We start from the raw sequence: 26,312 nt of genomic DNA, 5'->3' as shown, positions 1-26,312 counted from the left end.
TGCGACCCCGCGTCAAAGCGCCTATCGTCGCGGCGAAACGAGAGAACTGCCAGACGGCGGAAATGCGAGATCCGAATGAGTGACAATTTCACCGCCTGCCGCGAACTGCTGTCGGACCGGCACTATCTTCTCAGCTCGCTGGTGCCGTTCATGCGCGACCGGCGCGGCGACGTCTGGGTGGGCGATCGCTGGCACCGCGACCTGATGATGCATCTGCGTTATCTGCCGCACATGATCATCCTGGCGGCGCAGGTCGATCACCTGGAGGGCGAGGATGCGACAAGGGTCGAGCCAGAGCCCGGCCAGAGCGTCGAGTTCGTCGCGACCGGGCCGATGATGACGGGGCGGCGGCAGATCCCGCGCGTCCTGCCGGGGATGATCCGCGCCATGCGTCAGGCGCTGGCGCGCGCGGATGCGGTGCACAGCGGTGCCGCGGGCTGGCCGATTCCCCCCGGCCTGATCCTCAACCCCATGGTGGTGCGGCGCGGACTTCCGCTGGTCATCAATATCGAAAGCGCCTTCTGGCGCATTCCCGAAGGCACGGACGCCAGTCTTCGCTGGCGCGCCGAGGCCGCCGCGACCGAACGGTTTGCGCGCTGGACCTGCCGCCACGCACGTCTGGGGATCTATACCCAGCGCAGCTATGCCGAATCGCTGCCGGTCGGACCCGGCGGAATCTCGGCGGTCAGCCCGGCCACATGGATCCATCAGCAGGATGTCCTGACCCCGGATGCCCTGGCGCGAAGCTGGCAGGAAAAGCCCGCCGATCTGCGGCTGTTGCTGGCCTCTCGGCTGACGGCCGAGAAGGGCACCGGGGTCGTCCTGCAGGCGCTGCGGCAGCTTGAGGCCGAGGGCAGGCAACTGCAGCTGGATGTCGTCGGCAGCGGATCCATGGCCGGCCAGATCGCCGAGTTCGCCGCGCAGGCCAGGTCCTTGCGCGTGCGGATCCTGCCCGAAGTGGCCTATGCGACCGAGTTCCTGCCGCTGCTGCGCGGCTATCACGCCGCGCTGGTTCCGACGACGGGCGATGAACAGCCGCGGGTGATTCTGGATGCGTTTTCGCAAGGCGTGCCGGTGATCGCATCGGACACCGCCGGAAACCGCGAGGTCGCGCGCGACGGACAGGACGCGATCTTCGTGCCTGCGGGCGATGCGGCGGCACTGGCACAGGTTCTGGCCGACCCCTCGCTGACACCGCAGCGTCTGCGAGGTCTTGCGGATGCCGCGCGCGACAAGGCCGCCGCCAGCACGCACGAGATGATGCACGACCAGCGCGCCGGGCTGGTCCATGACGCCCTGAAAGGCCATATGCCCGAACGTCCCGCCGGCAGTTCCCGCTGAGGCGCGGGCGGGTTTCGCGCCTCAATCGGCGACGATCACGCGGGTGTCCCATTCGGCGCATTTCTGCGTCAGGGGCGCGGGCAAGGGCTTGTCCACGAACACCGTGTCCAGATCCTGCATCGAGATGATGCGGACCGGCGCGGAACGTTCCAGCTTGCTGATATCGGTCACCAGATAGGCATGTCGCGCCAGGCCGGCGATGGCGCGGCTGACGCGAACTTCGGCCATGTCGAAATCCAGCAGATCGCCGTCGGCATCCAGTGCCGAGGTGCCGATGATCGCGTAGTCCGGCTTGAACTGCGCCATGAACTCGGTCGTCAGGTCGCCGACCAGCCCGCCATCCGTCCGCCGCAACGCGCCGCCCGCCACCATGATTTCGCAGCTTTCATTGGCGACAAGGATGTTGGCGACGTTCATGTTGTTGGTGATCACCGTCAGGTTGCGGTGCGCCAGCAATTCGCGGGCCACCGCCTCGGTCGTGGTGCCCAGGTTGATGATGATCGAGGAATTGTCGGGAATCTGCGCCGCGCAGGCCCGCGCGATGGCGGCCTTGGCATCCTCGTTCATGCGGCGCCTTTCCTCGTAGCCGATATTGCTGACGCCGGATCGCATCACCGCGCCGCCATGGACACGATCCAGCATCCCCTGATCGGCCAGTTCGCCCAGATCGCGGCGGATGGTCTGCAGCGTCACATCGAATCGTTCGGCCAGCTCCTCGACCGCGACGCGGCCGGTTGCACGGGCCAGATCCAGAATTTCCATCTGGCGGATGTTCATGGCCATCGCCGCCCTCCCCTTTCCCTCACGGAAGCGTCATGTGCGTTTTTTGTCAATCCGAATGTAAACGCGCATCTACGAAAATATTCGTTGACAGACGACACGACAGCGTGATCGGATAACCTCAGCTTTGGGAGGAGCCATGTCGGACACAACCGACCTTTTCATCATCGGCGGCGGCATCAATGGATGCGGGATCGCACGGGACGCGGCGGGCCGTGGCCTGTCGGTTCGGCTTGCCGAGATGGGCGATCTGGCCCAGGCCACCAGTTCGAAATCGACCAAGCTGTTTCATGGCGGGCTGCGCTATCTGGAATATCTGGAGATTCGGCTGGTCCGCGAGGCGCTGAAAGAGCGCGAGGTGCTGTTGCGGGCGATGCCGCATATCAGCTGGCCGATGCGCTTCGTCCTGCCGCTGGACCCGCAGATGACCTTCGAATCCGACACGCCGGTCAGCAAGGCGCTGGCGCTGCTGATGCCGTGGAACAAGGGTCATCGCCCGAATCTCCTGATCCGCGCCGGGCTGTTTCTGTATGACAATCTGGGCGGGCGGAAGATCCTGCCCGGCACACGCTCACTGTCGCTGCGCGGCACGCCCGAGGGCGCACCGCTGAAAGACCGGCTGCAGAAAGCCTATGAATACAGCGATTGCTGGGTCGAGGATGCGCGCCTTGTGTCGCTGAACGCACGCGATGCCGCGATTCGTGGCGCGGAAATCATGGTCGGCGCCCGCGTGGCCGAGGCCGCGCGCGACGGCGATCTGTGGCGGGTATCGCTGGATGACGGGCGGGTGTTCCATGCCCGCGCGCTGGTCAATGCGGGCGGACCCTGGGTGGGCAGCGTGATCCGTGACGTGGCGCATCTGGACAGCCGCGAGACCGTGCGCCTGGTGCGCGGCAGCCATATCGTGGTGCCCAGGCTGTACGATCACGACAAGGCGTATTTCTTTCAGGGGCATGACGGGCGGATCATCTTCGCGATCCCCTACCAGACCGACTTCACCCTGATCGGGACCACCGACCGCGACCACCACGGCAGCCCGCTGGAGGCCGAATGCACGCCCGAGGAACAGGACTATCTGTGCCGCTTTGCATCCGAATATTTCGCGACACCGGTGAGCCCCGACCAGATCGTCTGGACCTATTCCGGGGTGCGCCCGCTGTATGACGACGGCGCGAAATCGGCGACGGCGGCAACCCGCGATTATGTGCTTTCCCTTGACGACAAGGGGGCGCCCTGCCTGAACGTGTTCGGCGGCAAGATCACCACCTATCGCCGCCTGGCCGAACACGCGATGGACAAGCTGGTGGCGCATTTTCCGCATGCGAACACGGCCTGGACCGCCGGTGCCCCGTTGCCGGGGGGCGATTTCCCGGTCGATGGGGTCGCCGCGCTGATCGATGGCCTGCAGACCGCCCATCCGTTCCTTGATGATGCGTGGGCCACGCGGCTGGTGCGCGCCTATGGCACCGATGCGCAAGCAATGCTGGCCGGGGCCGGATCGACGGCCGATCTGGGTCGCGATTTCGGCGCGACTTTGACCGAAGCCGAGGTAGAGTGGCTGATGCGCCATGAATTCGCCCGCCATGCCGAGGACGTGGTCTGGCGGCGCAGCAAGCTGGGACTGCGCATGACGGCGGCGCAGATCGCGGAACTGGATGACTGGATGAGCCAGAAAAGGGCAGCTGCATGACGCTGGAACTGCGCGGGATCTCGAAATCGGTCAGCGGCCGGGTGCATATCCATCCGACCGACCTGACGCTGCGCCCCGGCAGCATGAACGTCCTGCTGGGACCGACCCTGGCGGGAAAGACCACGCTGATGCGACTGATGGCCGGGCTGGACAAACCGACGCAGGGACGGGTGTTCTGGAACGGTCAGGACGTGACCGATCAGCGGGTGCAGGATCGCAAGGTCGCGATGGTCTATCAGCAGTTCATCAACTACCCGTCGATGAGCGTCTATGACAACATCGCCTCGCCCCTTCGGCTGATGGGGGTGAAGAAGGACGAGATCGACCGCCGGGTGCGCGCGACAGCCGAGATGATGCGCCTGACGCCGATGCTGGACCGCAAGCCGCTGGAACTGTCGGGCGGGCAGCAACAGCGTTGTGCGCTGGCACGTGCGCTGGTGAAGGACGCCGGGCTGGTGCTGCTGGACGAACCGCTGGCCAATCTGGATTACAAGCTGCGCGAGGAATTGCGGGTCGAAATTCCGCGCATCTTCGAGGAATCCGGCGCGATCTTCGTCTATGCCACGACCGAACCCGAAGAGGCATTGCTGCTGGGTGGTCACACCGCAACCCTGTGGGAGGGTCGGATCACCCAGTTCGGCCCTACCCCGCAGGTCTATCGCGCGCCCGAGGACGCCACCACGGCACGGGTCTTTTCGGACCCGCCGATGAACTTCAAGCAGGTCTCGCTGCGCGCCGGCCGAGCGGCCATCCACGCCGCCGATTGGGATGCGGGCGGGCTGCCCGATGGCGATTACATGGCCGGTTTCCGCCCCGCGCACCTGTCGCTGCATGAACGGCCCGGCGCGGTGCCGCTGTCCACGGTGCTGGACACGACCGAGATCACCGGCGCCGAAACATTCCTGCATCTGCGCCACGGGCCGGATCGCTGGGTCGGGCTGGTCAACGGCGTCCACAAGCTGGATCATGGCCAGAACCTGACCGTCTGGCTGGACCCCGCGCATATCTATCTTTTCACGCCCGAGGGGGCGCTGGCCCGCGCCGCGCCCTACGCGGCCGAGGCCCGGACAGCCGTGGCGGAGGAAGCATGACCGAGATCACACTGGAAAACCTGGCCCACAGCTATCTGCCGAACCCGTCGGGCGACGCCGACTGGGCGCTGAAGCCGATGACGCTGACATGGCAGGACGGCGGGGCCTATGCGCTGCTGGGATCGTCGGGCTGCGGAAAATCGACGCTGCTGAACATCATTTCGGGACTGCTGGTGCCGTCACAGGGGCGCATCCTGTTCGGGGACCGGGACGTGACCGGGCTGCCCACGATGGAACGCAACATCGCGCAGGTCTTCCAGTTTCCGGTCGTCTACGACACCATGTCGGTCCGCGAAAATCTGGCCTTTCCCCTGAAGAACCGTGGTCTGGCGGCGGATGTCATCGCGTCCCGCGTGGCCGAGGTGGCCGAGATGATCGGCATGACCGGGGTGCTGGACCGCCGCGCGCGGGGCCTGACGGCGGATGCCAAGCAGAAGATCAGCCTTGGACGCGGCATGGTCCGGCAGGACGTGAACGCGATCCTGTTCGACGAGCCGCTGACCGTGATCGACCCGCACATGAAGTGGGAACTGCGCACGCAGCTGAAGGACCTGCATCGCCGGTTCGGTCACACGATGATCTATGTCACCCATGACCAGACCGAGGCGCTGACCTTCGCCGACCAGGTCGTCGTCATGTATGACGGCCGGGTCGTGCAGGCCGGAACACCCCAGGCGCTGTTCGACGCGCCGGAACATACCTTCGTCGGCTATTTCATCGGATCGCCCGGCATGAACCTGCTGGATGCGCGGATCGATGGCGCGACCGCCCATGTCGCGGGCACCGAGATCGCGCTGGCGCATGGCTATGGCGCCCTGGCAGGCAAGACCCAGATCGGCATCCGCCCGGAATTCCTGCGGCTTGGCGCAAGTGGCGGCGGCCTGCCCTTCACTGTGAAACGCATCGAGGATGTCGGCCATCACCGCATCGTGCGGGGCCAAATCGAGGGTGCCGATGTGAACGTCATCGTCCCGGAAGGTCAGCCGATCCCGGCGGACACCGATCGGGTCATCATCGATCCCGCGCATGCCCATGTCTATGTCGATGACTGGCGCGCCGACCCCGCAAGACAGGAAAGGGCCGCGTGATGGAAAAACCGCTCAACAACCGCGCGTGGTTCCTTGTGCTGCCGGTGCTGGCGCTGGTCGCGTTCTCGGCGGTGCTGCCCCTGATGACCGTCGTCAACTATTCGGTGCAGGACACGTTCGGCAACAACCAGTTCTTCTGGGCCGGGCTTGAATGGTTCCAGGACACGATCCATTCGGACCGCGTGCGCGCCGCGCTTGGCCGACAGATCCTGTTCTCGGCGATCATCCTGGCGATCGAGATTCCGCTGGGGATCTTCGTGGCGCTGAACATGCCCAAGAAAGGCGCCTGGGCGTCGTTCTGCCTTGTCGTCATGGCGCTGCCCCTGCTGATCCCGTGGAACGTCGTCGGCACCATCTGGCAGGTCTTCGGCCGGGTCGATATCGGGCTTCTGGGCTATACGCTGACAAAGCTGGGGATCGACTACAACTACGTCAATAACGCGCTGGATGCGTGGATCACGGTCGTCGTGATGGATGTCTGGCACTGGACCAGCCTTGTCGCGCTGCTGTGCTATGCCGGGCTGCAATCCATTCCGGACGCCTATTACCAGGCCGCCAAGATCGATCAGGCCAGCCGCTGGAAGGTGTTCCGCTATATCGAGCTGCCCAAGATGCAGGGGGTGCTGCTGATCGCCGTGCTGCTGCGCTTCATGGACAGCTTCATGATCTATACCGAGCCGTTCGTGGTCACCGGAGGCGGGCCGGGCAACGCCACCACCTTCCTGTCCATCGATCTGGTGAAGATGGCGGTCGGCCAGTTCGACCTTGGTCCGGCAGCGGCGTTCAGCCTGATATATTTCCTGGTGATCCTGCTGATTTCCTTCGTTTTCTACACCGTCATGACCAAGGAAGGGGAGACGCTGTAATGGCCGCCGTCGCAGAATCGAAAGGCCGGGGCGCAGCACTGGTGATGGCGCTGTATCTTCTGTTCCTCATGCTGCCGATCTACTGGCTGCTGAACATGAGCCTGAAGACCAACACCGAGATCCTCGGGGCCTTCAGCCTGTGGCCGCGCAACCCGACGCTTGAGAACTATCGCACGATCCTGACCGATCCGTCATGGTACATGGGTTATGTGAACAGCCTGATCTATGTCGTGATGAACACGGTCATCTCGATCACGGTCGCGCTGCCTGCCGCCTATGCGTTCTCGCGCTATCGGTTTCTGGGCGACAAGCATCTGTTCTTCTGGCTGTTGACCAACCGCATGGCACCGGCGGCGGTCTTCGCCTTGCCGTTCTTTCAGCTTTATTCGTCGATCGGGCTGTTCGACACGCATATCGCGGTGGCGCTGGCGCATTGCCTGTTCAATGTGCCGCTGGCGGTGTGGATCCTGGAGGGCTTCATGTCGGGCGTCCCGCGCGAGATCGACGAGACCGCCTATATCGACGGCTATTCCTTCCCGCGCTTTTTCACGCGTATCTTCATGCCGCTGATCGCCTCGGGCATCGGGGTTGCCGCCTTCTTCTGCTTCATGTTCTCATGGGTCGAACTGCTGCTGTCGCGAACGCTGACTTCGGTGAACGCCAAACCCATCGCAGCGACCATGACCCGCACGGTCAGCGCCTCGGGCCTCGACTGGGGCGTGCTGGCGGCGGCCGGCATCCTGACCATCATTCCGGGCGCCCTGGTCATCTGGTTCGTGCGCAACTACATCGCCAAGGGCTTTGCCCTGGGGAGGGTGTGATGGACGGAGCTGGTGAGTCGCTAGCTCAGAGCGAAGAGATGGTGGCGAGAATTGTCGCACATCTGGCGCCATATGGTGTCCAACGAACCACATTCGGGAGCACAGAGCTTGGCTACGAAAGCGGGAATGAATCGAGGTTGCTATTCATTGATGCCGTGAACTGGCTTCAGAATGAAGGTGTGGTTTTCTCGAGCGAGAAAATCAAGTTCATGAATGGCACAGCTGAAGGCGAGGTATACGCTCTTCGGTTCGTACTCACCTCCAAGGGCTATCAGCTTCTCGGCTCAAGATTTAACGGTGATTTGACGCTCGGCCAAGCGATTACCAAGGTGAACGCAAGTGGTAAGGGATACGCCAATCTCGGCGACCTCGTTGGAGGGATATTGGGCGGCTTCACAAAATCTATAGGAAGCGGGTGAGCGTGATGAACAGAGTCTTGAATACCGGATTCGTTCTTGCCGGCATCGTCTGGCTTGGCTTCGCCTTCTGGCTGACCACGCTGGTGCCGATGCGCGATGACGCAAGGGACTGGTTCGGCAGCCTGAATCCCGGCGGCTGGATGGCATGGACCTTTCCCAGCGCGCTGTTCTTCACCATCATCGCAGGACTGCTGATCCTGTTCACCTATCTTGCGATCCGCTTTCCCGAAACCCCGCGCAAGGGCATTCTGGGAATCACCACGACGCGCGGCGACCGGCTGTTCATCAGCCTTCTGGGCAGCGCCTTCATCTGTCTGATCTGGCTTGGCGTGATCGGCACACCCGTCTGGGGTGGGCTGGCCTGCGCGATCATCTACGCCGCGGCGGTGTTCCGCTGGGTGTGAGAACCGCCGGGGCAAACCGGCATCCAATGGGAGGGAGACCATGAAACTACATCTGACGACCGCCATGGCGCTTGCGCTGATGGTGACCGCCGCGCAGGCGGGCATCGAGGAGGCAAAGGAATTTCTCGATGCTGAAATCGACAACTCGACCCTGACCCGAGAGGAGCAGGAGGCCGAGATGCAATGGTTCATCGACGCCGCCCAGCCTTTCGCCGGGATGGACATCAACGTGGTGTCGGAAACCATCACCACCCATGAATACGAGGCCAAGGTTCTGGCGCCCGCGTTCAGCGCCATCACCGGCATCAACATCACCCATGACCTGATCGGCGAGGGCGATGTCGTCGAGAAGCTGCAGACCCAGATGCAGTCGGGCGAGAATGTCTATGACGCTTATGTCAACGACAGCGACCTGATCGGCACGCATTGGCGCTATCAGCAGGCCCGCAGCCTGACCGACTGGATGGCGAACGAGGGTGCGGACGTCACCAACCCCAATCTCGACATTGACGACTTCATCGGGATCAGCTTTACCACCGCGCCCGATGGCGACATCTATCAGCTGCCCGACCAGCAATTCGCGAATCTCTACTGGTTCCGCTATGACTGGTTCAACGACCCCGAGATCGCTGCCGAATTCAAGGAAAAATACGGCTACGACCTGGGCGTTCCGGTGAACTGGTCGGCCTATCAGGACATCGCCGAATTCTTCACCGGGCGCGAAATCGACGGCAAGAAGGTCTTTGGCCATATGGACTATGGCAAGAAGGACCCCAGCCTTGGATGGCGCTTCACCGACGCCTGGCTGTCGATGGCCGGAAACGGCGACAAGGGCATCCCGAACGGCGTGCCGGTCGATGAATGGGGCATCCGCGTCGATGAAAACAGCCGCCCGGTCGGATCCTGCGTGGCGCGCGGCGGCGACACCAACGGCCCGGCCTCGGTCTATGCGATCCAGAAATACCTGGACTGGATGGAATCCTATGCACCCCCCGCGGCGCAGGGCATGACCTTCAGCGAAAGCGGCCCGGTTCCCGCGCAGGGCGAGATTGCCCAGCAGATGTTCTGGTACACCGCCTTCACCGCCGACATGGTCAAGGACGGCCTGCCCGTCGTGAACGAGGACGGCACGCCGAAATGGCGCATGGCCCCCTCGCCGCATGGCGCCTATTGGCAGGACGGTATGAAGCTGGGCTATCAGGATGCCGGTTCCTGGACGCTGCTGAAATCGACGCCCGATGACCGTGCCAAGGCCGCGTGGCTTTACGCGCAGTTCGTCACCTCGAAGACGGTGGACGTGAAGAAAAGCCATGTCGGCCTGACCTTCATCCGCGAATCGACGATCCAGCACGACAGCTTCACCGAACGCGCGCCCAAGCTGGGCGGTCTGGTCGAATTCTACCGTTCGCCCGCCCGCCTGAACTGGTCGCCGACCGGCACCAACGTCCCGGATTATCCGAAGCTGGCACAGCTGTGGTGGCAGGCGATCGGTGACGCGTCCTCGGGCGCCAAGACCGCCCAGGAAGCCATGGACAGCCTGTGTGCCGAGCAGGAAAAGGTCATGGAACGGCTGGAGCGCGCCGGCATCCAGGGCGATATCGGTCCGAAGATGGCCGAAGAACATGACCTGGAATGGTGGAACAACTATGCCAAGGAAAACGGCACCATCGCACCTCAGCTGAAGCTTGAAAACGAGAAACCGCAGCCGGAAACCGTCAGCTATGACGAGCTGGTGAAAAGCTGGCAGGAATAGATAAGAAACCACGACAGGGGGCGGTCACCCGACTGCCCTCTTCTTCTTTGCCCAGATACCCGATTCTTCATCGGCACGGAAAGAAGCCTCCGGCGGGGTATTTGCGCAAAGAAGAAACCAAGACAGGAGGCGGGCATGACGATACTGGCGATGGATCAGGGCACCACATCCTCGCGCGCGCTGGTGTTCAGCGACGATCTGCGCGTCCAGGCCAGCGCGCAGCAGGAATTCAGCCAGCATTTTCCCCGCTCGGGCTGGGTCGAACATGAACCCGACGACATCTGGACGACCAGCGCCGCCACCGCACGCGGCGCGCTGGAGAAAGCCGGCAATCCGCGCATCGACGCGATCGGGATCACCAATCAGCGCGAAACGGTGGTGATCTGGGATCGCAAGACCGGCCAGCCGATCCACCGCGCCATCGTCTGGCAGGACCGCCGCACCGCTGACGTCATCCAGCGGCTGAAGGACGAGGGAACCGAGGATCAGGTGACCGGCGTCACAGGGCTGCTTCTGGACCCGTATTTCAGCGCCACCAAGATCGCCTGGATCCTTGATCAGGTCGAGGGCGCACGCGCACGCGCCGAGGCGGGCGAACTGGCGTTCGGCACCGTGGACACGTTTCTGATCTGGAAACTGACCGACGGTCGCTCGCATGTGACCGACGCCACCAATGCCAGCCGCACCTTGCTGTACGACATCCGCAAGGGCGAATGGTCCCGCGACATGTGCAAGCTGTTCGGCCTGCCGATGGCGCTGCTGCCCGAGGTCAGGGACAGCGCCGACGATTTCGGGATGACGCGGGCCGACCTGTTCGGGCGCGAGGTGCCGATCCTTGGCGTGGCGGGCGACCAGCAGGCCGCGACCGTCGGACAGGCCTGTTTCCAGCCCGGCATGATGAAGTCGACCTACGGGACAGGCTGTTTCGCGCTGCTGAACACCGGCGATCAGGCGGTGCGTTCCGGACATCGCCTTTTGACCACCATCGCCTATCGCCTCGACGGTCAGACCACCTATGCGCTGGAGGGAAGCATCTTCATCGCGGGCGCCGTGGTGCAATGGCTGCGCGACGGGCTGAAGATCATCCGCGAGGCCGCCGAAACACAGCGCCTGTCCGCCACGGCCGACGACAGCCAGCAGATCATCATGGTGCCCGCCTTCACGGGGCTGGGCGCGCCCTATTGGGCACCCGAGGCGCGGGGCGCGATCTTCGGGCTGACACGCAATACCGGGCCGGCCGAGTTCGCGCGTGCCGCGCTGGAAAGCGTGGGCTTTCAGACCCGCGACCTGCTTGAGGCGATGCGTGCCGACTGGGCAAAGGCCGATGACGCGGTGTTGCGGGTCGATGGCGGCATGACCGCCAGCGAACCGGCGATGCAGTTCCTTGCCGACATCATCGGCGCGCCCGTCGACCGGCCGGAAAACACCGAAACCACCGCGCAGGGGGCGGCGTGGCTGGCCGGATACCGCGCCGGGATCTGCCCCGGCCCCGACGAATACGCCAAGGCCTGGCGCCTGGATCGCCGCTTTGAACCCGCCATGGACGAGTCTGTCCGCGACCGGCGGTATTCCGCGTGGAAACGGGCGGTTCAGGCCGTTCTGGCGCTTTGACCTTCCGGGTTTGTGATTTCACCTCTTGTCGTTTTCCCCTAGTATTGCGGGAAAACGACAAGAGGGCAGGATGAACAGGTTTCTGAAACTGGCGATCGTCGGGCTGGTCGCGTCGTGTGGTGGCGGCGACTTCAAGGCCCCCCGCAATCTGGACAATGCCTGCGCGATCGTGGCCGAGCGGCCCGCCTATCTGCGCGCGATGAAGAAGACCGAGCGGCGCTGGGGTATCCCCGTCCATGTGCAGATGGCCGCGATCCACCAGGAGTCGAAATTCATCGGCGACGCCCGCACGCCGCATCAATATGCACTGGGTGTCATTCCCATCGGACGGCAAAGCAGCGCCTATGGCTACAGCCAGGCGTTGGACGGCACCTGGGAAGAATATGTCCAGGAGACAGGCAACCGCCGCGCGCGGCGCAACGACATCAACGATGCCACCGATTTCATGGGCTGGTACATGGACGGATCGTCACGGATGCTTGGCCTGTCCAAATGGGACGCCACCTCGCAGTATCTGGCCTATCACGAGGGGCGGTCGGGCTATGCGCGCCGGTCCTATCTTGGCAAAAGCTGGCTGGTCAGGGTTTCGGGTCAGGTCGGCCAGCGGGCGCAGATGTATCGCGCGCAGCTGGTGTCCTGCGGCAAGGCGTGATCCCGGCCGCATCCCGACCCTTGCCAAGCCCTCGATTCCGCGTCGTTATGGATCGCAGCGGATAAGGGGGCAGCCGATGCAGGATGACGCGACGGGTTTGCAGGCGGTGGCCGAGGCGCAGCCGGACTTTGCCCGACATCTGGGTGCCAGGCTTGTCGAGTCGACGCCCGAGCGGGTGGTGTTCGACATGCAGGTGACCCAGGATCTGGCCAACCGCAACGGTGTCCTGCATGGCGGCGCGATCATGGGGCTTGCCGACAATGCCGGCGGCACCGCCACGTTCCTGAACCTTCCCGCAGGCCGCAGCACGACAACAGTCGAAAGCAAGACCAATTTCCTGCGCCCGATCCGGTTGGGGGATACCGCGCGCGCGGTCTGCGAACCACTGCATCGCGGCCGCACCACGCGGGTCTGGCAAACCACCGTGACGCGCGGTGACGGCAAGGTTGCGGCGATCGTCACCCAGACCCAACTGATCCTGGACTGGGCCGGATAAGGGGCGCGCATGTACACCGTCATCGGCACATCGAACAGCCGCGCTTTCCGCGTTCTGTGGCTTCTGGAAGAGCTGGGTCAGCCCTACCGCCACGTTCCCGCCAATCCGCATGGCGAAGGCGTGGTGGCGTTCAACCCTGCCGGCAAGGTGCCGGTGCTGATCGACGACGGCACGCCGGTCACCGATTCGACCGCCATCCTGACCTACCTGACCGATCGCCACGGCGATCTGACCTATCCCGCCGGCACGCTGGACCGCGCACGGCAGGACAGCCTGACGCAGTTCCTGCTGGACGAATTCGACGCCGCGCTGTGGCTGGCTGCGCGCCACAGCTTCGTCCTGCCCGAGGAAATGCGCCTCAGCGCGATCAAGAACACGCTGCGCTGGGAATTCGAACGCAGCCAGAAGACCCTGGTCCACAGGATCGGCGAGGGCGCGTTCGTGATGGGTGACAAGATGACTGTGCCCGACCTGATCCTGGCGCATTGCCTGACCTGGGCCCTGACGGCAAGATTTCCGGTCGTCGAAACGCGGCTGACCGATTTCCTTGACCGGATGCGGCAGCGACCTGCCTTTCAGCGCGCCGCCGCGCTTTGAGGCCGATGGCGCCCGACGGACAACGGACGCTGTCCAGCAGAAGCCTTCGCCGTCACGCAGCGCCCAGACGGCGCGCCGCCGCCTGACCCGCGATTTGCCCGGTCGCAAGGCATCCGGTCAACAGATAGCCGCCGGTCGGCGCTTCCCAATCCAGCATCTCGCCCGCCGCGAACACCCCTGGCAAGGCACGCAGTTCCAGATCGTCGGTGACGGCCGACCAGTCTATCCCGCCGGCCGACGAAATCGCCCGGTCCAGCCCCATCGGTCCGTGATGGTTCAGCGGCAGCGCCTTCGCGCGCGTGGCCCAAGCCCGGGCGTCGTCGGGCCAGGGTCGGCCCCATTCCAGCAGCAGCGCGACCTTGACCGGATCGCCCAGGATACGACGCAGCCAGTTGCCGACCGACAGCTTGCCCTTCGGACGGCCGAATCGTGCCGCAAGGACAGTGTCATCCAGATCCGGGGCCAGATCGACGCGGGCCCGCGCGCCGTCGCGAATCGCGGCGGCGACCTCGTAGATGCCACCGCCTTCGATCCCCTGCCGGGAAATCACCCATTCGCCCCGGCTGACCTGCCCGTTCACCCGGATCGCGGTACCCTTGACCGCGCAGCCGAAATGCCGGGCCATCTGCGGCGTCCAATCGACCCGAAACCCCATGTTCGCGGGCCTGAATTCGGTCACGCCAACGCCCGCCGTGCGCAGCATCGGCACCCAGCCGGCATCCGATCCCAGCCTCGGCCAGCTTGCCCCACCCAGCGCAAGCACGGCGACTTGCGGCGTCAGCACGCGCTGCCCGTCGGGCGTGTCAAAACGGAACCCGCCCTCAAGCCCGACCCAGCGCCAGCGGGTCCGCAACTCCACCCCGGCGCCGCGCAGCCGCGCCAGCCAGGCCCGCAGCAATGGCGAGGCCTTCATGCCGACCGGAAACACCCGCCCGGTCGATCCGGTGAACAGATCGACACCAAGCCCCCGCGCCCAGGCACAAACGGCTTGGGGTCCGAATGCGTGTTCTTCCTTGCTGAAATACCCTCGGAGGTGCGGGGCCGGACAGCCGCCGCTGCCCCCGGCGAAACGCCGGGCGAAGGCGGGCAAGGGCTCGTCCTTCGTCAGGTTCAGCCCGGATTTTCCAGCCATCAGGAATTTCCGCGCAGGCGTCGGCATCGCCTCGGCCACCACGACACGATGACCGGCGGCAGACAGGATCTCGGCCGCCATCAGCCCGGCCGGACCCGCGCCGATCACCAGCGCGTCCATCGCTTCGGTCACCTGCGACCCCGGGCGATCATCGACAGACGGATCAGCGCGCGTTCCATCAGCGCCATCTGCGGGGCGCGGGACGAACTGCGCAACGCCAGATCGGTCGCCAGCAACGAGGACACCGCCTCTTCCAGCGGACCGACGCCCCAGCCCTGCGCCTGCCGCGCCATCCGGTCACGACGCGGCCCAAAGACCGGCGGGCGCATCCGCGACAGACCCGCAGCCGGACCCTGCGGGTCCGCCGCCGCCAGATGCAGCGCGCGGAAATGGCGCAGCGCGGCGATGGCCAGCGTCACTGGCGCGATCCCCTGCCCCTCGATCCGCCGCATCAGCTGGCCGAACTGATCCGACCGGCCTTCGGCCACGACATGCAGCAACTCGTCCAGATCGGCCTCGATGGTCGCGGGCGCCAGCAACGCGATCTCGGCCGGGGTGAGCGGCGTCGTGTCACCGTATTTGTAAAGTCCGATCTTCTCGATCGTCTGGCGCAGGTCGCCGGGGTCCAGTGCGCGGGCCAACGCGGTCAGGTCGCGCATCGCCTCGGGCGAGACATCGTTCAGTCCCGCCTCTTGCAGCCAGCGGCGAATCTCGTCCTCGCCCGGAGGATCGTCATAGATCGGGGCGGCGACGGCCTCTCGGTGCGGCTCGAACAGCTTGCGCAGCGCCGACGACTTGGCCAACCCGCCCGCGGTCACCACGATCACCGCATCGCCCGACCGCCATTCCTGCAGCGCGGCGGCGATCGCATCGGCGGCACTGTCGGGCGTGTCCTCGACCAGAACGACGCGCGGACCGGGGAAGAACCCCACTTCCTTGATCGCGTCCATCAGGCTGGCCGGATCCTTTTTCAGCCCGCCCCCGGCCAACCGGTTCAGGCGCATCTCTTCCTCGGCATTCGCGCCGGTCAGCGCGGCCACGGCCTCGGCGCGCTTCAACGACACCCGCATCGCGTCCTGGCCATAGATCAGCAAGGCCGGTCGGGACGGGTCGGGCCGCGCCAGATAGCGGGCGATCTCTGCGCCCTTGAGGTTCATTCCGTGGAGCGGGCAGGCTGGGTGTCCGGCAGGTTTGTCGCCGCCGCCAGCAGGCGCGTGACCACCTGATCGGCCAGCATCCGCGCCAGCCTTTCGCGCGCGTCGCCTTCGGCAGCCAGCGTGGCGATGGTGGTGCCGGTGGTCGAGTAAGACGTGAAGCTGCTGACTCGGCCCTGCGCCAGCACGGCGCCGGATGCATCCGTCAGCGCGAAATCCGCGGTCCCGTTCAGCGAATAGCGGGTCGTGACCTCGTCCGGCGTGATCGCCTGCGGCACCACGCCGACGCTGAGACGGTAATCCAGGTCATAGATCGCGGCACCATCCGGTCCCAGCCGTTCGGCCAGCCGCTGGTTGAAGCTGAAATCCTGGAATGTCTGGGGATCACGTGGCCGAACCTTGCCGAACAGCCGCGTGCCCGCGCCGCCCGGACCATAGACCGGGGTCAGCCCGCAGGCTGCGGGCAGCACCAGCAAACCCAGCAGCGCCGCGCGGCGCGAGGGGCGATCAGGCCACGACATTGACGATCCGTCCGGGCACCACGATCAGCTTTTTCGGCGCGGCGCCATCCAGGAAACGGCGCACCGTCTCGTCGGCCATCACCATCGCCTCGATCTGATCCTTGGGCATGTCCTTGGCCACGCTGATCTCGGCCCGGCGCTTGCCGTTGATCTGGATCGGCAGGATCACCGTGTCATCCTCCAGCATCGCCGGATCGGCTTTGGGCCAGGGCGCATCGACGACCATGCCCTGCCCGCCGGCCATCGCCCAGACCTCTTCGGCCAGATGCGGCACCATCGGCGCCATCAACTGCGCCATGATCCGCAGCACCGCCTTGCGCGGCTCTCCCCCGGCCCTCGACTTGCCGACGGTATTGGCCAGTTCATACAGTTTGGCGACGGCCTTGTTGAAGGCGAATCCCTCGATGGATTTCGTGACCTCGGCGATGGCGCGATGGGCGGCACGGGTCAGGTCGGGGTCGTCATCGCCCGTCGCCGGCGCATCCTCGGCCAGCCGGAACAGGCGGGACAGGAACTTGTGCGCGGCCTCGGCCCCGGCAGCGGTCCATTCGACATCGCGTTCGGGCGGGCTGTCGGACAGCATGAACCAGCGCGCGGTATCGGCGCCGAAGCTGGCCACGATGTTGACCGGGTCGACGACGTTCTTTTTCGACTTCGACATCTTGGCCGAGGGGATGATCTCGACGACGGTGCCGTCGGCCAACCGACCGTCGGTCACATCATCGGGCAGGTGATAGACCGGACGGCCCCGTGCATCTGTGGTCTTGTAAATCTCATGCGTGACCATCCCCTGCGTGAACAGCGCATCGAAGGGTTCCTTCGCGCTGTCGGGCAGATGGCCGGTCCTGACCATCGCGCGGGCAAAGAAGCGCGAATACAGCAGATGCAGGATCGCGTGCTCGATGCCGCCGATATACTGGTCGACATTCATCCAGTAGTCGGCATCGGCCCGGTCGGTGGGTGTCGCCGCGCCGGGCGAGGTGAAGCGCGCGTAATACCAGGACGAATCGACAAAGGTATCCATGGTGTCGGTTTCGCGCAAAGCCGCGCCGCCGCATTGCGGGCAGGTGGTCTGCCGCCATGTCGGATGCCGGTCCAGCGGGTTGCCCGGCTGGTCGAAGCTGACATCCTGCGGCAGCAGGACGGGCAGATTTTCCTTGGCCTCGGGGACCGTGCCGCATTTGTCGCAATGCAGCACCGGGATGGGACAGCCCCAGTAACGCTGCCGCGAAATGCCCCAGTCGCGCAGCCGGAATTTCGTGACGCCCTCGCCATAACCCGCCGCTTCGGCATGGGCGATAGCGGCGTCCACGGCGGCCTCGCCGGTCTGGTCGGCCTTGCCCGCGAAGCCGCGCACATAGGTCACGGGTTCGGATTTCATCGGCACGTAGGGGGCCTCGGCGACCATCGCATCGGCCTGTTCCAGCGTCATTCCCGCCTCGCCGAAGGTGGCGCGGATGGGGAGGCCGTATTTCGTGGCGAATTCATGGTCGCGTTCGTCATGCGCCGGGCTGCCGAAGATCGCGCCGGTGCCGTAATCCATCAGCACGAAATTCGCGATCCAGATCGGCAGTTGCCAGTCGGCATCCAGCGGATGTCGAACGGTCAGCCCGGTGTCGAAGCCCAGCTTGGGCGCGGTCTCGATGGCTTCCTCGGTGGTGCCAATGCGGCGGCATTCCTCGACGAACGCGGCCACGGCGGGATCGGCGGCGGCCAGCGTGCGGACCAGCGGATGATCCGGCGACAGCGCGACGAAGCTTGCGCCCATCAGCGTGTCGGGGCGGGTCGTATAGACCTCGATCTGCGCGAAATCCTCGGGCGCGTCCACGGTGTCGAAGCGGAATTGAAGCCCGCGCGACTTGCCGATCCAGTTGGCCTGCATCAGCCGCACCTTGTCGGGCCAGCCCGACAGCCCGTCCAGCGCCGACAGCAACTCATCGGAGTAATCGCTGATCTTGAAGAACCACTGGGTCAGTTCGCGACGCTGGACCGCCGCGCCGGACCGCCAGCCCTTGCCGTCGATGACCTGTTCATTGGCCAGAACGGTCATGTCGACCGGATCCCAGTTCACCTGCGCCGATTTGCGGGTGATCAGCCCGGCATCGAGGAAGTCCAGGAACAACGCCTGCTGCTGCGCGACATAGGCGTCGTCGCAGGTGGCGAATTCGCGAGACCAGTCGATGGACAGGCCCAGAGGCTTCAGCTGCTCGCGCATCGTGGCGATATTGGCATAGGTCCAGTCGCGCGGATGACCGCCCTGCTCCATCGCGGCGTTCTCGGCCGGCATCCCGAATGCGTCCCAGCCCATCGGATGCAGCACGCTGAACCCCTGCGCGCGCTTGAACCGCGCCACCACGTCGCCCATCGTGTAGTTGCGCACATGGCCCATATGGATGCGCCCCGACGGATAGGGGAACATTTCCAGCACATAATACTTGGGCCGCTGGTCGCGGATGGCGGTGAAGCTGCCGGCGTCGGCCCAGGCCTTTTGCCAGCGGGCTTCGGCTGTGGCGGGATCATAGGGCATCTTCTGGACCTCGGGCATCATTCGTCGCGCCTTCGTTTATACGGCGGCGAATGCAGGGTCCAGTGGCCGAAGCCCGCGCCTCAGCGCGGCGCGGTCACAAACGTCCGTCCTGAATCCGCAACTGCCGTGCCCGCGTCAGGATCGCATCCTCGACCGCGCGGGCCGTGCCCGGCGCGACCGCCGCACCCCCCGACCCTTGCAGCGACAGCTTCAGGCTGCGTGCATCCAGCGCCGGATCACTGATCTTGATCGTGGCGCGATAGCTGCGCCCGCCGCCGGGCGGCGTGCCGTAACCGGTCACGATCACCCCGGTGAACGGATCGACCGACTGGACCGGCAGAAAGTTCAGAACCTCGAGACTGGCATTCCAGAGATACTTGTTCACGCCGACGGTGTTGTTCGGATTCTCATCATTGCCGAACAGGTCCCAGATCGTCGTGGTCCGTGCGTCCGCCCGCAGTTCGCGGTCGATGTCGCCCGCGTCACGGGCGCGGTTTCCGCTGCCGCCACAGGCGGCCAGCCCGACGCAAAGGGTCGATGCAACGATCAGGTGCGCGGCGCGTGCGGTTTTCATGCGGGTCCCCCGGTATATCGTGTTGCCCGCAGCTTTAGCGCGGATTGCCCTGCTGCCACAAGCGCCTTGCCGCGCGCGCGTGGGGCGGGCCGTTTCCCTGCCGGAACCGCCACACAGCGATGTGTGGCCCTTGTGCATCACAGAAAACACGAAAGAAATTGGCGACACCGTGAATCCGTTGCATCGCGAGGTCGAAAGAGGGAAACAGTTTGCATACCCAAGACGGGCTTCCGGTTTGGGCATCAGAGAGACAAGAGGGAACACCACCATGAAAAAGGCTCTTATCGCCTCCACCGCGCTGGTTCTGACCGCCGGCGTCGCCGCTGCCGACGTGACCATCTCGGGCTATGGCCGCACCGGCGTGATCTATTACGAAAACACCGCTGCTGAAGATGCGGCTGGCGTGAACGAATCGCAGGTCGTCGGCCGTCTGCGCATGAACATCGACGCCGCCACCTCGACCGATCAGGGCGTGGATTTCGGCGCGCGCTTCCGCATCCAGTGGGACCAGAACAGCGATGACGCTGGTCAGCTGAACGCCGGCAAGCTGTGGGTGACCTCGAACGGTCTGACCGTCGAAGTCGGTAACGTCGACACCGCGTTCGACTCGGCCGCCCTGCTGTACGCTTCGGAACTGGGCGCGTTCGACCGTTCGTTCGGTAACTCGCGCGGCGCGTTCTTCGCCTATGACGCCGATGCTTATGACAACGAAAACTATGTCGGCATCGCCGCGAAATACGAAATCGCCGGCGTCAGCGTCATGGCTTCGTATGTCGATCCGGATCAGTCGGGCCTGAACGAAACCGGACTCGGCACCTCGGAAGAATTCGGTCTGTCGGCATCCTACACCTGGAACGACGCGCTGGAACTGTCGGCCGCTGCCGTCATGGACGGTGCCGGTATCGAAGACAACGACCAGTACTTTGTCGGCGCCCGTTACGCCGTCATGCCGAACGCTCGCGTCGGCCTGAACTGGATCGACAACGGCGAAGTTCTGGGTCTCGATCTGGGCAACACCGTCACCCTGTATGGCGACTATACCCTGGCCGATGGCATGACCAACATCGAAGCCTATGTTGCCAACAACAGCGCTGACTTCAACGAAAGCGACAACGCGTTCGGTATCGGTGTGAACTACGATCTGGGCGGCGCTCGTCTGGGTGCGTCGATCCACCGCGACTACGACGAACTCGTGACCGCCGACATGGGCGTTCGCTTCGACTTCTGATCCAACCGGATCCAAGTCTTCCGGAAAGAGCGGGCCTTGCGCCCGCTCTTTTCTTTTTGTCTTCTGCGCGCATGGAACTGGATCACATCAAAAGCCGCATCGCCGCGGCAGAACGCGCCGCCGGACGCAAGGTCGGATCGGTCACGCTGATCGCGGTCAGCAAGGTGCAACCCGCGGAACGCGTAACGGCCGTTCTGGACGCGGGCCACCGGACCTTCGGCGAAAATTATGTGCAAGAGGCGCAGGGCAAATGGCCCGACTGGCGCCAGCGCTTCGCGGGTGTGTCGGTTCACATGATCGGACCGCTGCAATCGAACAAGGCCAAGGCAGCGGTCGAGCTGTTCGACGCCATTCACACGCTGGACCGGATCAGCCTTGCCCGCAAGCTGGCCCACCAGATCGCCGAACAGGGCCGAACCCCGCAACTGTTCATCCAGGTGAATACCGGGGACGAACCTCAGAAAGCGGGAATTCCCGCTGCGGAACTGCCGGGATTTCTTGACCAGTGCCGAGATCTGGGTCTGTCACCCGAGGGGCTGATGTGCATCCCGCCCGAGGATCAGGATCCCGTTCCGCATTTCCGCCTGCTGCGCAAGCTGGCCGAACAGTCCGGGCTGGCCCTGCTGTCGATGGGGATGAGCGCGGATTTCGAGACCGCGATCGCCGAGGGCGCGACGCATATCCGTGTCGGTTCGGCCATTTTCGGGGCCCGCGACTACGGCTGAGCCGCCACTTCAGCGGTATTTGGACAAGGAAGAAGCCGGCACGACAAGGCGCGTTCCGGGGGCTGCGCGCGTGGCGATCCAGATCAGGTCGGCGCGTGCGAAGGCGATGCAGCCCTCGGTTCCGTATCTCGGACGCCGCCACTGATGCAGAAAGATCGCCGAACCGCGGCCCGGCGTGGCGTCGGGCCAGTTCCAGTCCGTGGTGAGGATCAGATCGTACAGCGGATCGGCGCGGCGCAAGCGTTCATGGCTGGCAGACAGCGGCGCACGGGCGTGGTGATTATAGGCGGGATGGCGCGGATCGTCGCACCACAGATCGCCGGGGCCGATCGGTCGCGCCCAGGCTGCGGGACGGGTCAGCCGGTCGGGGCGGTACCACAGGCCGGTGATGCGGTGGAATCCCGTGGGCGTGGCCCCGTCGCCTTCGCGTTTGGCCGTGGACAGGCCGCCCTTGCCGATGCTGCAGGCAAACAGGCGGCCCAGAAAGCGGATGCCCTGCGGGGTCAGCACCAGATCATCGGGTCTCACAGCAGATGCCCGGATTTCTCGGCCTTGGTGTCCAGATAGCCGGTGTTGAAGCGATTGCGCGGGGTGATCAGCGGCACGCGCTGCGTCACCTCGATCCCGTGGCTTTCCATCATCGAGACCTTGCGCGGGTTGTTGGTCATCAGCCGCGCCTGCGCAAAGCCCATCCGCTTCAGCAGGGCCGCACCGATGCGGAAGTCGCGTTCGTCATCCTCGAATCCCAGGCGGTGATTGGCCTCGACCGTGTCGAAACCCTGATTCTGCAGGTCATAGGCACGCATCTTGTTGGCCAGACCGATGCCGCGCCCTTCCTGGTTGAGATACAGCAGCACCCCTGCCCCCGCCTGCCCCATCGCGTCCAGCGCGGCATGCAGCTGCGGGCCGCAGTCGCATTTCAGGCTGCCCAGCACATCGCCCGTGAAACAGGCCGAATGCAGCCGCGCCAGAACCGGCCGGTCGCGCGGCGGATCGCCGATTTCGATGGCGTAGTGCTCGGCGGCACCATCATCGGGCCGGAAGATATGCAGCCGCGAATGTTCCGCAGACATCAGCGGCAGGCGCGCAGCGGCAACCGGAGCCAGCGCAGCCTCGCCCGCCAGCTGCGCCAGCACCTGCCCCGGCGCCAGCACCGTCAATCCGGCGGGCGCATGAGCGGGCACGACCAGAACGGCGGGCAGAAGCTGCGCCGATTTGGCCAGCGCCAGCGCGGCCATATGCGGCGTCGCATCGCCATCCCGGTCGGTGAACAGCGGCCCCTTCATCGGCGTGCGCAGATCATTCGCGGGATCGGCCAGCGCGCGCAGCCATGCCAGATCCGCGTCCTGCGGCACCTGCACCCGCGCCAGCACGTCATCATAGGCACGCGCCTTCAGGGTTTCCGCGCGGCGCTGGGTGATCGCCAGAACCGGCCGACCCAGCCGCCGCATGTCGTCCAGCCGTGCCGAGGACAACGTCTCGACCGCCGCCGCCAGATGGCCGCCGATCATCACCGGCAGGCCCATGCGCAGATCGGCGCGGGCGCGGGAAACGGTTTCGGCAAGGGTGGGAATAAGGCTCATGGCTCGCGCGTGATTGAAACAAATTGAAACATAGTGGCTTTTTCCGACAACTCCATGTGAGAATTTCGACATGTCGCTGGACGGCGGCCGGGTGTGACCCCACTCCTTTGCGCAAGTGAGGCAAAGGAGGCAAGCATGCCCGGACTGAAAAAGATCCTGCTGGTCGATGACGAGGAAGACCTGCGCGAGGCCTTGGCCGAACAACTGGTCGCCACCGACGATTTCGACGTGATCGAGGCAGGCAACGGCGCCGAGGCGGTCGAGGCCAGTAAGAACGCGATCTATGATCTGGTGATCCTGGATGTCGGCCTGCCCGACACGGACGGGCGCGAGCTGTGCAAGAAGCTGCGCAAGCTGAACGTGAAATGTCCGATCGTGATGCTGACCGGCCACGATACGGATGCGGACACGATCCTGGGGCTGGACGCGGGCGCCAACGATTATGTGACCAAGCCGTTCAAGTTCCCGGTCCTGCTGGCCCGTCTGCGCGCACAGCTGCGCACGCATGAGCAGTCCGAGGACGCGATCTTCCAGCTTGGACCCTATACGTTCAAGCCGGCGATGAAGATGCTGATCGATCAGAAGGATCGCAAGATCCGGTTGACCGAAAAGGAAACCAACATTCTGAAATTCCTGTATCGCGCGCAGGACGGGGTGGTGCCGCGCGATGTGCTGCTGCACGAGGTCTGGGGCTACAACGCCGGCGTGACCACCCACACGCTTGAGACCCATATCTATCGGCTGCGCCAGAAGATCGAGCCCGATCCGTCGAACGCACGCCTGCTGGTGACCGAATCGGGCGGATACCGTCTGGTCGCCTGACCGCGCAGGACTGCACGGGGACTTGCGGCGCTCAGTTCGCCTGCCGGTCCTCGTGCAGCGTTGCCGGATCACCGCGCAGCATCAGCGGCCGCGCCGCCAGCCGCGCCGGTTCGCGGGCATCGTGCGTGACCAGGATCAGCCCGGCGCCGCTGTGATCCAGCAGATCCCCGGTCAGGGCGATCATCCGTGTCGCCGTGTCTGGATCAAGGCTGGCGAAGGGCTCGTCCATCAGCAGGATGTCGGGCCGGGCCGCAAAGGCGCGGGCCAGCGAAAGCCGGCGCTGCTGCCCCAAAGACATCTGCCGGGGAAACCGGTCCACCTGATCTTGCAGGCCGACCCGCGCCAACAGGTCGCGGGCCAGCGCCGGATTGCAGCCAGTCGGAATGGTGATGTTGTCCAGCGCCCGACGCCATGGCAGCAGGGTCGGTTCCTGAAACACCACCGACAGACGTTCGTCCCCGCCGACGCTGCCCTGAAAATCACGGTCGAGACCGGCGATGATCCGCAGCAGGGTGGATTTCCCGATTCCGGACGGCCCCAGGACCGCGATCCGCTGCCCGCGCCGTATATCCAGCCGAAGCCGGCCCAGCACATCGGGTCCGCCAAAGGATTTTCGCTGAATATCAATCCTCATCGCGACGCCAACGGCTCAGCCGTGCCTCCCACGGGCGCAACACGACGATGTCGATGGCCAGCATGACGGCGACGAAGGCCAGCGCCCAAGCCAGCACGCCTGCAACGTCGAAGTTGGAAAACAGCAGGTGGATCTTGAAGCCGACGCCGTTCGATCGCCCAAGAAACTCGACCACAAGGACGATCTTCCAGATCAACGAGATCCCCGCCCGTGCCGCCGCCGCGACATGCGGCGCAAGCTGCGGCATCACCACATGGCGCAATCGCGCCGCACGCGACATTCGGAACGCCATCGCCATGTCGTCCAGATCCGGGCGCAGGGCGCGCGTGCCTTCGCGCAGCATCACCGTCACCACGGGAATCTTGTTCAGCGCCACGGCCAGGATCGCCGCGACTTCGTTCAGGCCGATCCAGATATATGCCAGCACGATGATGACCAGCGCCGGTACGTTCAGCGCGATGACCAACCCCGGATTGAGCCAGTGATCGGCTGTCCGCGACCGTCCCATCCACAGCCCCAGCGCCACCCCCACCGCCATCGCCAGTGCGAAACTGGCAAGCACCCTGAACAGGGTCATTCCGGCGTGGAACCACAATTCGCCCATCACGGTGATCTGCCACAGGCGCATCGCCACCGCCTCGGGGCCGGGCATGGTCCGGGGGTTGTCCGAGATCCGGGCAACCACCACCCAAAGCACCAGCATCGCCGCCAGCGACAGGACGCCCGGCACAGCGCCGGTGCCAGACTTCCGATGTCGCCGCCCGCTAATCACCCGACCAGAACAATCCGTCGGGCAGTCGGCTGAGGCCGCCGGTCAGTTCCTCTCCGCCCAGCTCCGCCATGATCGAGAACATGGCCTGTGCGTTGGCGGCATCGACCGGACCCGCAGGCGGGATACCCGCCCGCCATCCCGCGCGCAGCGCCGCGAACTCGGCATCGTTGGCGGCGTCCATGATCGGACGAAGCCGATCCCACAGGGCGTCGTCCTGTGCCAGCATGTCCTTGGCCTGCCGAGAGGCGCGGGCCAGGCCACGCGCCAGATCTGGATGATCCTCGATCCAGCTGTCGCGCAGCACATAGCCCAGAAGCGGCGTGGACGGATCCAACCCCAGATCGCCTGCCGCCTGTGCGACATCGATCACCTCGCGCATGCCGCCCGCCTTCATCCGCGCCAGATAGTGCCAGAAATTCACCGCCGCATCGACCTGACCGGTTTCAGCGGCGTTCTGGATCACCGGCGGTGCGCCAAAGACCTGTTCGGTCACATCCGCCAGATCGGCACCCGCCTGCTGACGATGCCAGGCACGCAGGATCAGCCAGCTTTTGTCCACCGGACCGCCAGCGATGCCGATCCTGCCGCCGTCAAGATCGTCCGGTCCGGCAACATCGCTGTCAGCCGGCACGACCAGCCCGCCGACTGCCGTCGAATAGGGCAGGAAGGTGAAGTCCGCGCCCCTCGCACGGTTCTGCGCCACCCACAGCCAGTCGGACACGATACTGTCCACCTCGCCGCCGTTCATGGCGATCTGGGTGGCGGGATTCCCGGCCAACGGCAGGACGCGCAGCCGGAAGCCGTTGTCGCGATCCAGACCCTGATCGATGATCGTCTGCAGTTCCCAGGTGACGGTGCCGTTCTGCAGCGCACCCACGGTGATCTCTGGCAGGCTTTCGTCCTGTGCCTGCGCCGGTCCGCCCAGCGCAGATGCCAGGATCACGCAGAAAAGCGCCGCGACAATGCGCGCAGCAAACATGACAGATTTCCTCCCCATTCAAGGGAAAAGGGTGTCACGCAAGGTTCCGGCC

27 protein-coding genes are annotated in these 26,312 nt (G+C 64.9%); 16 read left to right on the top strand and 11 right to left on the bottom strand.

Features of this window, described 5'->3' with window-relative positions:
- The first annotated feature begins 75 nt into the window (after positions 1–75).
- Complete coding sequence (locus J7359_RS02590) at positions 76–1,341, top strand: glycosyltransferase family 4 protein (protein WP_209054945.1); 1,266 nt, start codon at positions 76–78, stop codon at positions 1,339–1,341.
- Positions 1,342–1,362: 21 nt separating this feature from the next.
- Here J7359_RS02590 and J7359_RS02585 read toward each other — a convergent pair whose 3' ends face one another.
- Entirely contained in the window at positions 1,363–2,124 is a 762-nt protein-coding gene (locus tag J7359_RS02585; protein WP_280637459.1) for a DeoR/GlpR family DNA-binding transcription regulator, read from the bottom strand.
- Between the two features lie 136 nt (positions 2,125–2,260).
- On the opposite strand from J7359_RS02585, the gene glpD reads away from it, so the two are divergent.
- The 12 genes from glpD (at position 2,261) to J7359_RS02525 (ending at position 13,609) form a co-directional block, all read left to right on the top strand.
- Positions 2,261–3,811: a glycerol-3-phosphate dehydrogenase gene (gene glpD / locus J7359_RS02580; RefSeq protein WP_209054944.1), complete on the top strand. Its 1,551-nt coding sequence runs from the start codon at positions 2,261–2,263 to the stop codon at positions 3,809–3,811.
- A complete protein-coding gene (locus J7359_RS02575) occupies positions 3,808–4,902 on the top strand; it encodes an ABC transporter ATP-binding protein (protein ID WP_209054943.1) in 1,095 nt (364 codons plus the stop codon). Before glpD ends, J7359_RS02575 begins: the two co-directional genes overlap by 4 nt.
- Positions 4,899–5,990: an ABC transporter ATP-binding protein gene (locus J7359_RS02570; RefSeq protein ID WP_209054942.1), complete on the top strand. Its 1,092-nt coding sequence runs from the start codon at positions 4,899–4,901 to the stop codon at positions 5,988–5,990. The genes J7359_RS02575 and J7359_RS02570 overlap by 4 nt, the downstream gene beginning before the upstream one ends.
- Complete coding sequence (locus tag J7359_RS02565; protein ID WP_209054941.1) at positions 5,990–6,856, top strand: sugar ABC transporter permease; 867 nt, start codon at positions 5,990–5,992, stop codon at positions 6,854–6,856. Before J7359_RS02570 ends, J7359_RS02565 begins: the two co-directional genes overlap by 1 nt.
- Entirely contained in the window at positions 6,856–7,677 is an 822-nt protein-coding gene (locus tag J7359_RS02560) for a carbohydrate ABC transporter permease (RefSeq protein WP_209054940.1), read from the top strand. Before J7359_RS02565 ends, J7359_RS02560 begins: the two co-directional genes overlap by 1 nt.
- Positions 7,677–8,096 (top strand): hypothetical protein, encoded by a 420-nt coding sequence (locus J7359_RS02555; RefSeq protein WP_209054939.1) that lies wholly within the window; start codon positions 7,677–7,679, stop codon positions 8,094–8,096. Before J7359_RS02560 ends, J7359_RS02555 begins: the two co-directional genes overlap by 1 nt.
- A gap of 89 nt (positions 8,097–8,185) precedes the next feature.
- Entirely contained in the window at positions 8,186–8,500 is a 315-nt protein-coding gene (locus J7359_RS02550) for a DUF2160 domain-containing protein (protein WP_209055003.1), read from the top strand.
- Between the two features lie 40 nt (positions 8,501–8,540).
- The gene (locus J7359_RS02545) at positions 8,541–10,253 is read left to right on the top strand and encodes an ABC transporter substrate-binding protein (RefSeq protein ID WP_209054938.1); all 1,713 of its coding nucleotides are present in this window, start codon (positions 8,541–8,543) and stop codon (positions 10,251–10,253) included.
- 135 nt (positions 10,254–10,388) lie between these two features.
- Positions 10,389–11,864 (top strand): glycerol kinase GlpK, encoded by a 1,476-nt coding sequence (gene glpK, locus J7359_RS02540; protein ID WP_209054937.1) that lies wholly within the window; start codon positions 10,389–10,391, stop codon positions 11,862–11,864.
- A gap of 70 nt (positions 11,865–11,934) precedes the next feature.
- Positions 11,935–12,516, top strand: a complete 582-nt coding sequence (locus J7359_RS02535; protein ID WP_209054936.1) for a lytic transglycosylase — start codon at positions 11,935–11,937, stop codon at positions 12,514–12,516.
- Between the two features lie 76 nt (positions 12,517–12,592).
- Positions 12,593–13,012 carry a PaaI family thioesterase gene (locus J7359_RS02530; protein ID WP_209054935.1) on the top strand — a complete coding sequence of 140 codons (420 nt, stop codon included), beginning with the start codon at positions 12,593–12,595 and terminating at the stop codon, positions 13,010–13,012.
- A 9-nt stretch (positions 13,013–13,021) separates the two neighbouring features.
- A complete protein-coding gene (locus J7359_RS02525) occupies positions 13,022–13,609 on the top strand; it encodes a glutathione S-transferase family protein (RefSeq protein WP_209054934.1) in 588 nt (195 codons plus the stop codon).
- Positions 13,610–13,661: 52 nt separating this feature from the next.
- Here J7359_RS02525 and J7359_RS02520 read toward each other — a convergent pair whose 3' ends face one another.
- The 5 genes from J7359_RS02520 to J7359_RS02500 form a co-directional block, all read right to left on the bottom strand.
- Positions 13,662–14,861, bottom strand: coding sequence for a TIGR03862 family flavoprotein (locus J7359_RS02520; RefSeq protein WP_209055002.1), 1,200 nt, complete (start codon positions 14,859–14,861; stop codon positions 13,662–13,664).
- 8 nt (positions 14,862–14,869) lie between these two features.
- Positions 14,870–15,898: a DNA polymerase III subunit delta gene (gene holA, locus J7359_RS02515; RefSeq protein WP_209054933.1), complete on the bottom strand. Its 1,029-nt coding sequence runs from the start codon at positions 15,896–15,898 to the stop codon at positions 14,870–14,872.
- Complete coding sequence (gene lptE, locus J7359_RS02510) at positions 15,895–16,416, bottom strand: LPS assembly lipoprotein LptE (RefSeq protein WP_209054932.1); 522 nt, start codon at positions 16,414–16,416, stop codon at positions 15,895–15,897. Before lptE ends, holA begins: the two co-directional genes overlap by 4 nt.
- Positions 16,403–18,943: a leucine--tRNA ligase gene (gene leuS, locus J7359_RS02505; RefSeq protein ID WP_209055001.1), complete on the bottom strand. Its 2,541-nt coding sequence runs from the start codon at positions 18,941–18,943 to the stop codon at positions 16,403–16,405. The genes lptE and leuS overlap by 14 nt, the downstream gene beginning before the upstream one ends.
- A gap of 94 nt (positions 18,944–19,037) precedes the next feature.
- Positions 19,038–19,517 carry a DUF3576 domain-containing protein gene (locus J7359_RS02500; protein WP_209054931.1) on the bottom strand — a complete coding sequence of 160 codons (480 nt, stop codon included), beginning with the start codon at positions 19,515–19,517 and terminating at the stop codon, positions 19,038–19,040.
- Here J7359_RS02500 and J7359_RS02495 point away from each other — a divergent pair.
- Positions 19,516–20,745, top strand: coding sequence for a porin (locus J7359_RS02495; RefSeq protein ID WP_209054930.1), 1,230 nt, complete (start codon positions 19,516–19,518; stop codon positions 20,743–20,745). The two genes, J7359_RS02500 and J7359_RS02495, sit on opposite strands and share 2 nt — an antisense overlap.
- Positions 20,746–20,816: 71 nt before the next feature.
- Entirely contained in the window at positions 20,817–21,470 is a 654-nt protein-coding gene (locus J7359_RS02490) for a YggS family pyridoxal phosphate-dependent enzyme (RefSeq protein ID WP_209054929.1), read from the top strand.
- A 9-nt stretch (positions 21,471–21,479) separates the two neighbouring features.
- On the opposite strand, the gene J7359_RS02485 is transcribed toward J7359_RS02490, so the two are convergent.
- Positions 21,480–21,998: a L,D-transpeptidase family protein gene (locus J7359_RS02485; protein WP_209054928.1), complete on the bottom strand. Its 519-nt coding sequence runs from the start codon at positions 21,996–21,998 to the stop codon at positions 21,480–21,482.
- Positions 21,995–23,053, bottom strand: a complete 1,059-nt coding sequence (gene ribA, locus J7359_RS02480; RefSeq protein WP_209054927.1) for a GTP cyclohydrolase II — start codon at positions 23,051–23,053, stop codon at positions 21,995–21,997. The genes J7359_RS02485 and ribA overlap by 4 nt, the downstream gene beginning before the upstream one ends.
- A gap of 135 nt (positions 23,054–23,188) precedes the next feature.
- On the opposite strand from ribA, the gene J7359_RS02475 reads away from it, so the two are divergent.
- Positions 23,189–23,875 (top strand): response regulator transcription factor, encoded by a 687-nt coding sequence (locus J7359_RS02475; protein ID WP_209054926.1) that lies wholly within the window; start codon positions 23,189–23,191, stop codon positions 23,873–23,875.
- Positions 23,876–23,906: 31 nt separating this feature from the next.
- Here J7359_RS02475 and J7359_RS02470 read toward each other — a convergent pair whose 3' ends face one another.
- The 3 genes from J7359_RS02470 to J7359_RS02460 all read right to left on the bottom strand — a co-directional run bounded on the left by J7359_RS02470 (position 23,907) and on the right by J7359_RS02460 (position 26,260).
- The gene (locus J7359_RS02470) at positions 23,907–24,509 is read right to left on the bottom strand and encodes an ATP-binding cassette domain-containing protein (protein WP_209054925.1); all 603 of its coding nucleotides are present in this window, start codon (positions 24,507–24,509) and stop codon (positions 23,907–23,909) included.
- Complete coding sequence (locus tag J7359_RS02465) at positions 24,499–25,212, bottom strand: ABC transporter permease (RefSeq protein WP_209054924.1); 714 nt, start codon at positions 25,210–25,212, stop codon at positions 24,499–24,501. Before J7359_RS02465 ends, J7359_RS02470 begins: the two co-directional genes overlap by 11 nt.
- Positions 25,213–25,273: 61 nt before the next feature.
- Positions 25,274–26,260 (bottom strand): ABC transporter substrate-binding protein, encoded by a 987-nt coding sequence (locus tag J7359_RS02460; RefSeq protein WP_209054923.1) that lies wholly within the window; start codon positions 26,258–26,260, stop codon positions 25,274–25,276.
- Positions 26,261–26,312: the final 52 nt, after the last annotated feature.

The organism is Paracoccus sp. R12_2, assembly GCF_017744015.1.
Lineage (GTDB): Bacteria > Pseudomonadota > Alphaproteobacteria > Rhodobacterales > Rhodobacteraceae > Paracoccus.
Note: the sequence above shows the minus strand (reverse complement) of the source record. Positions and strands in the feature narration are given on the sequence as shown.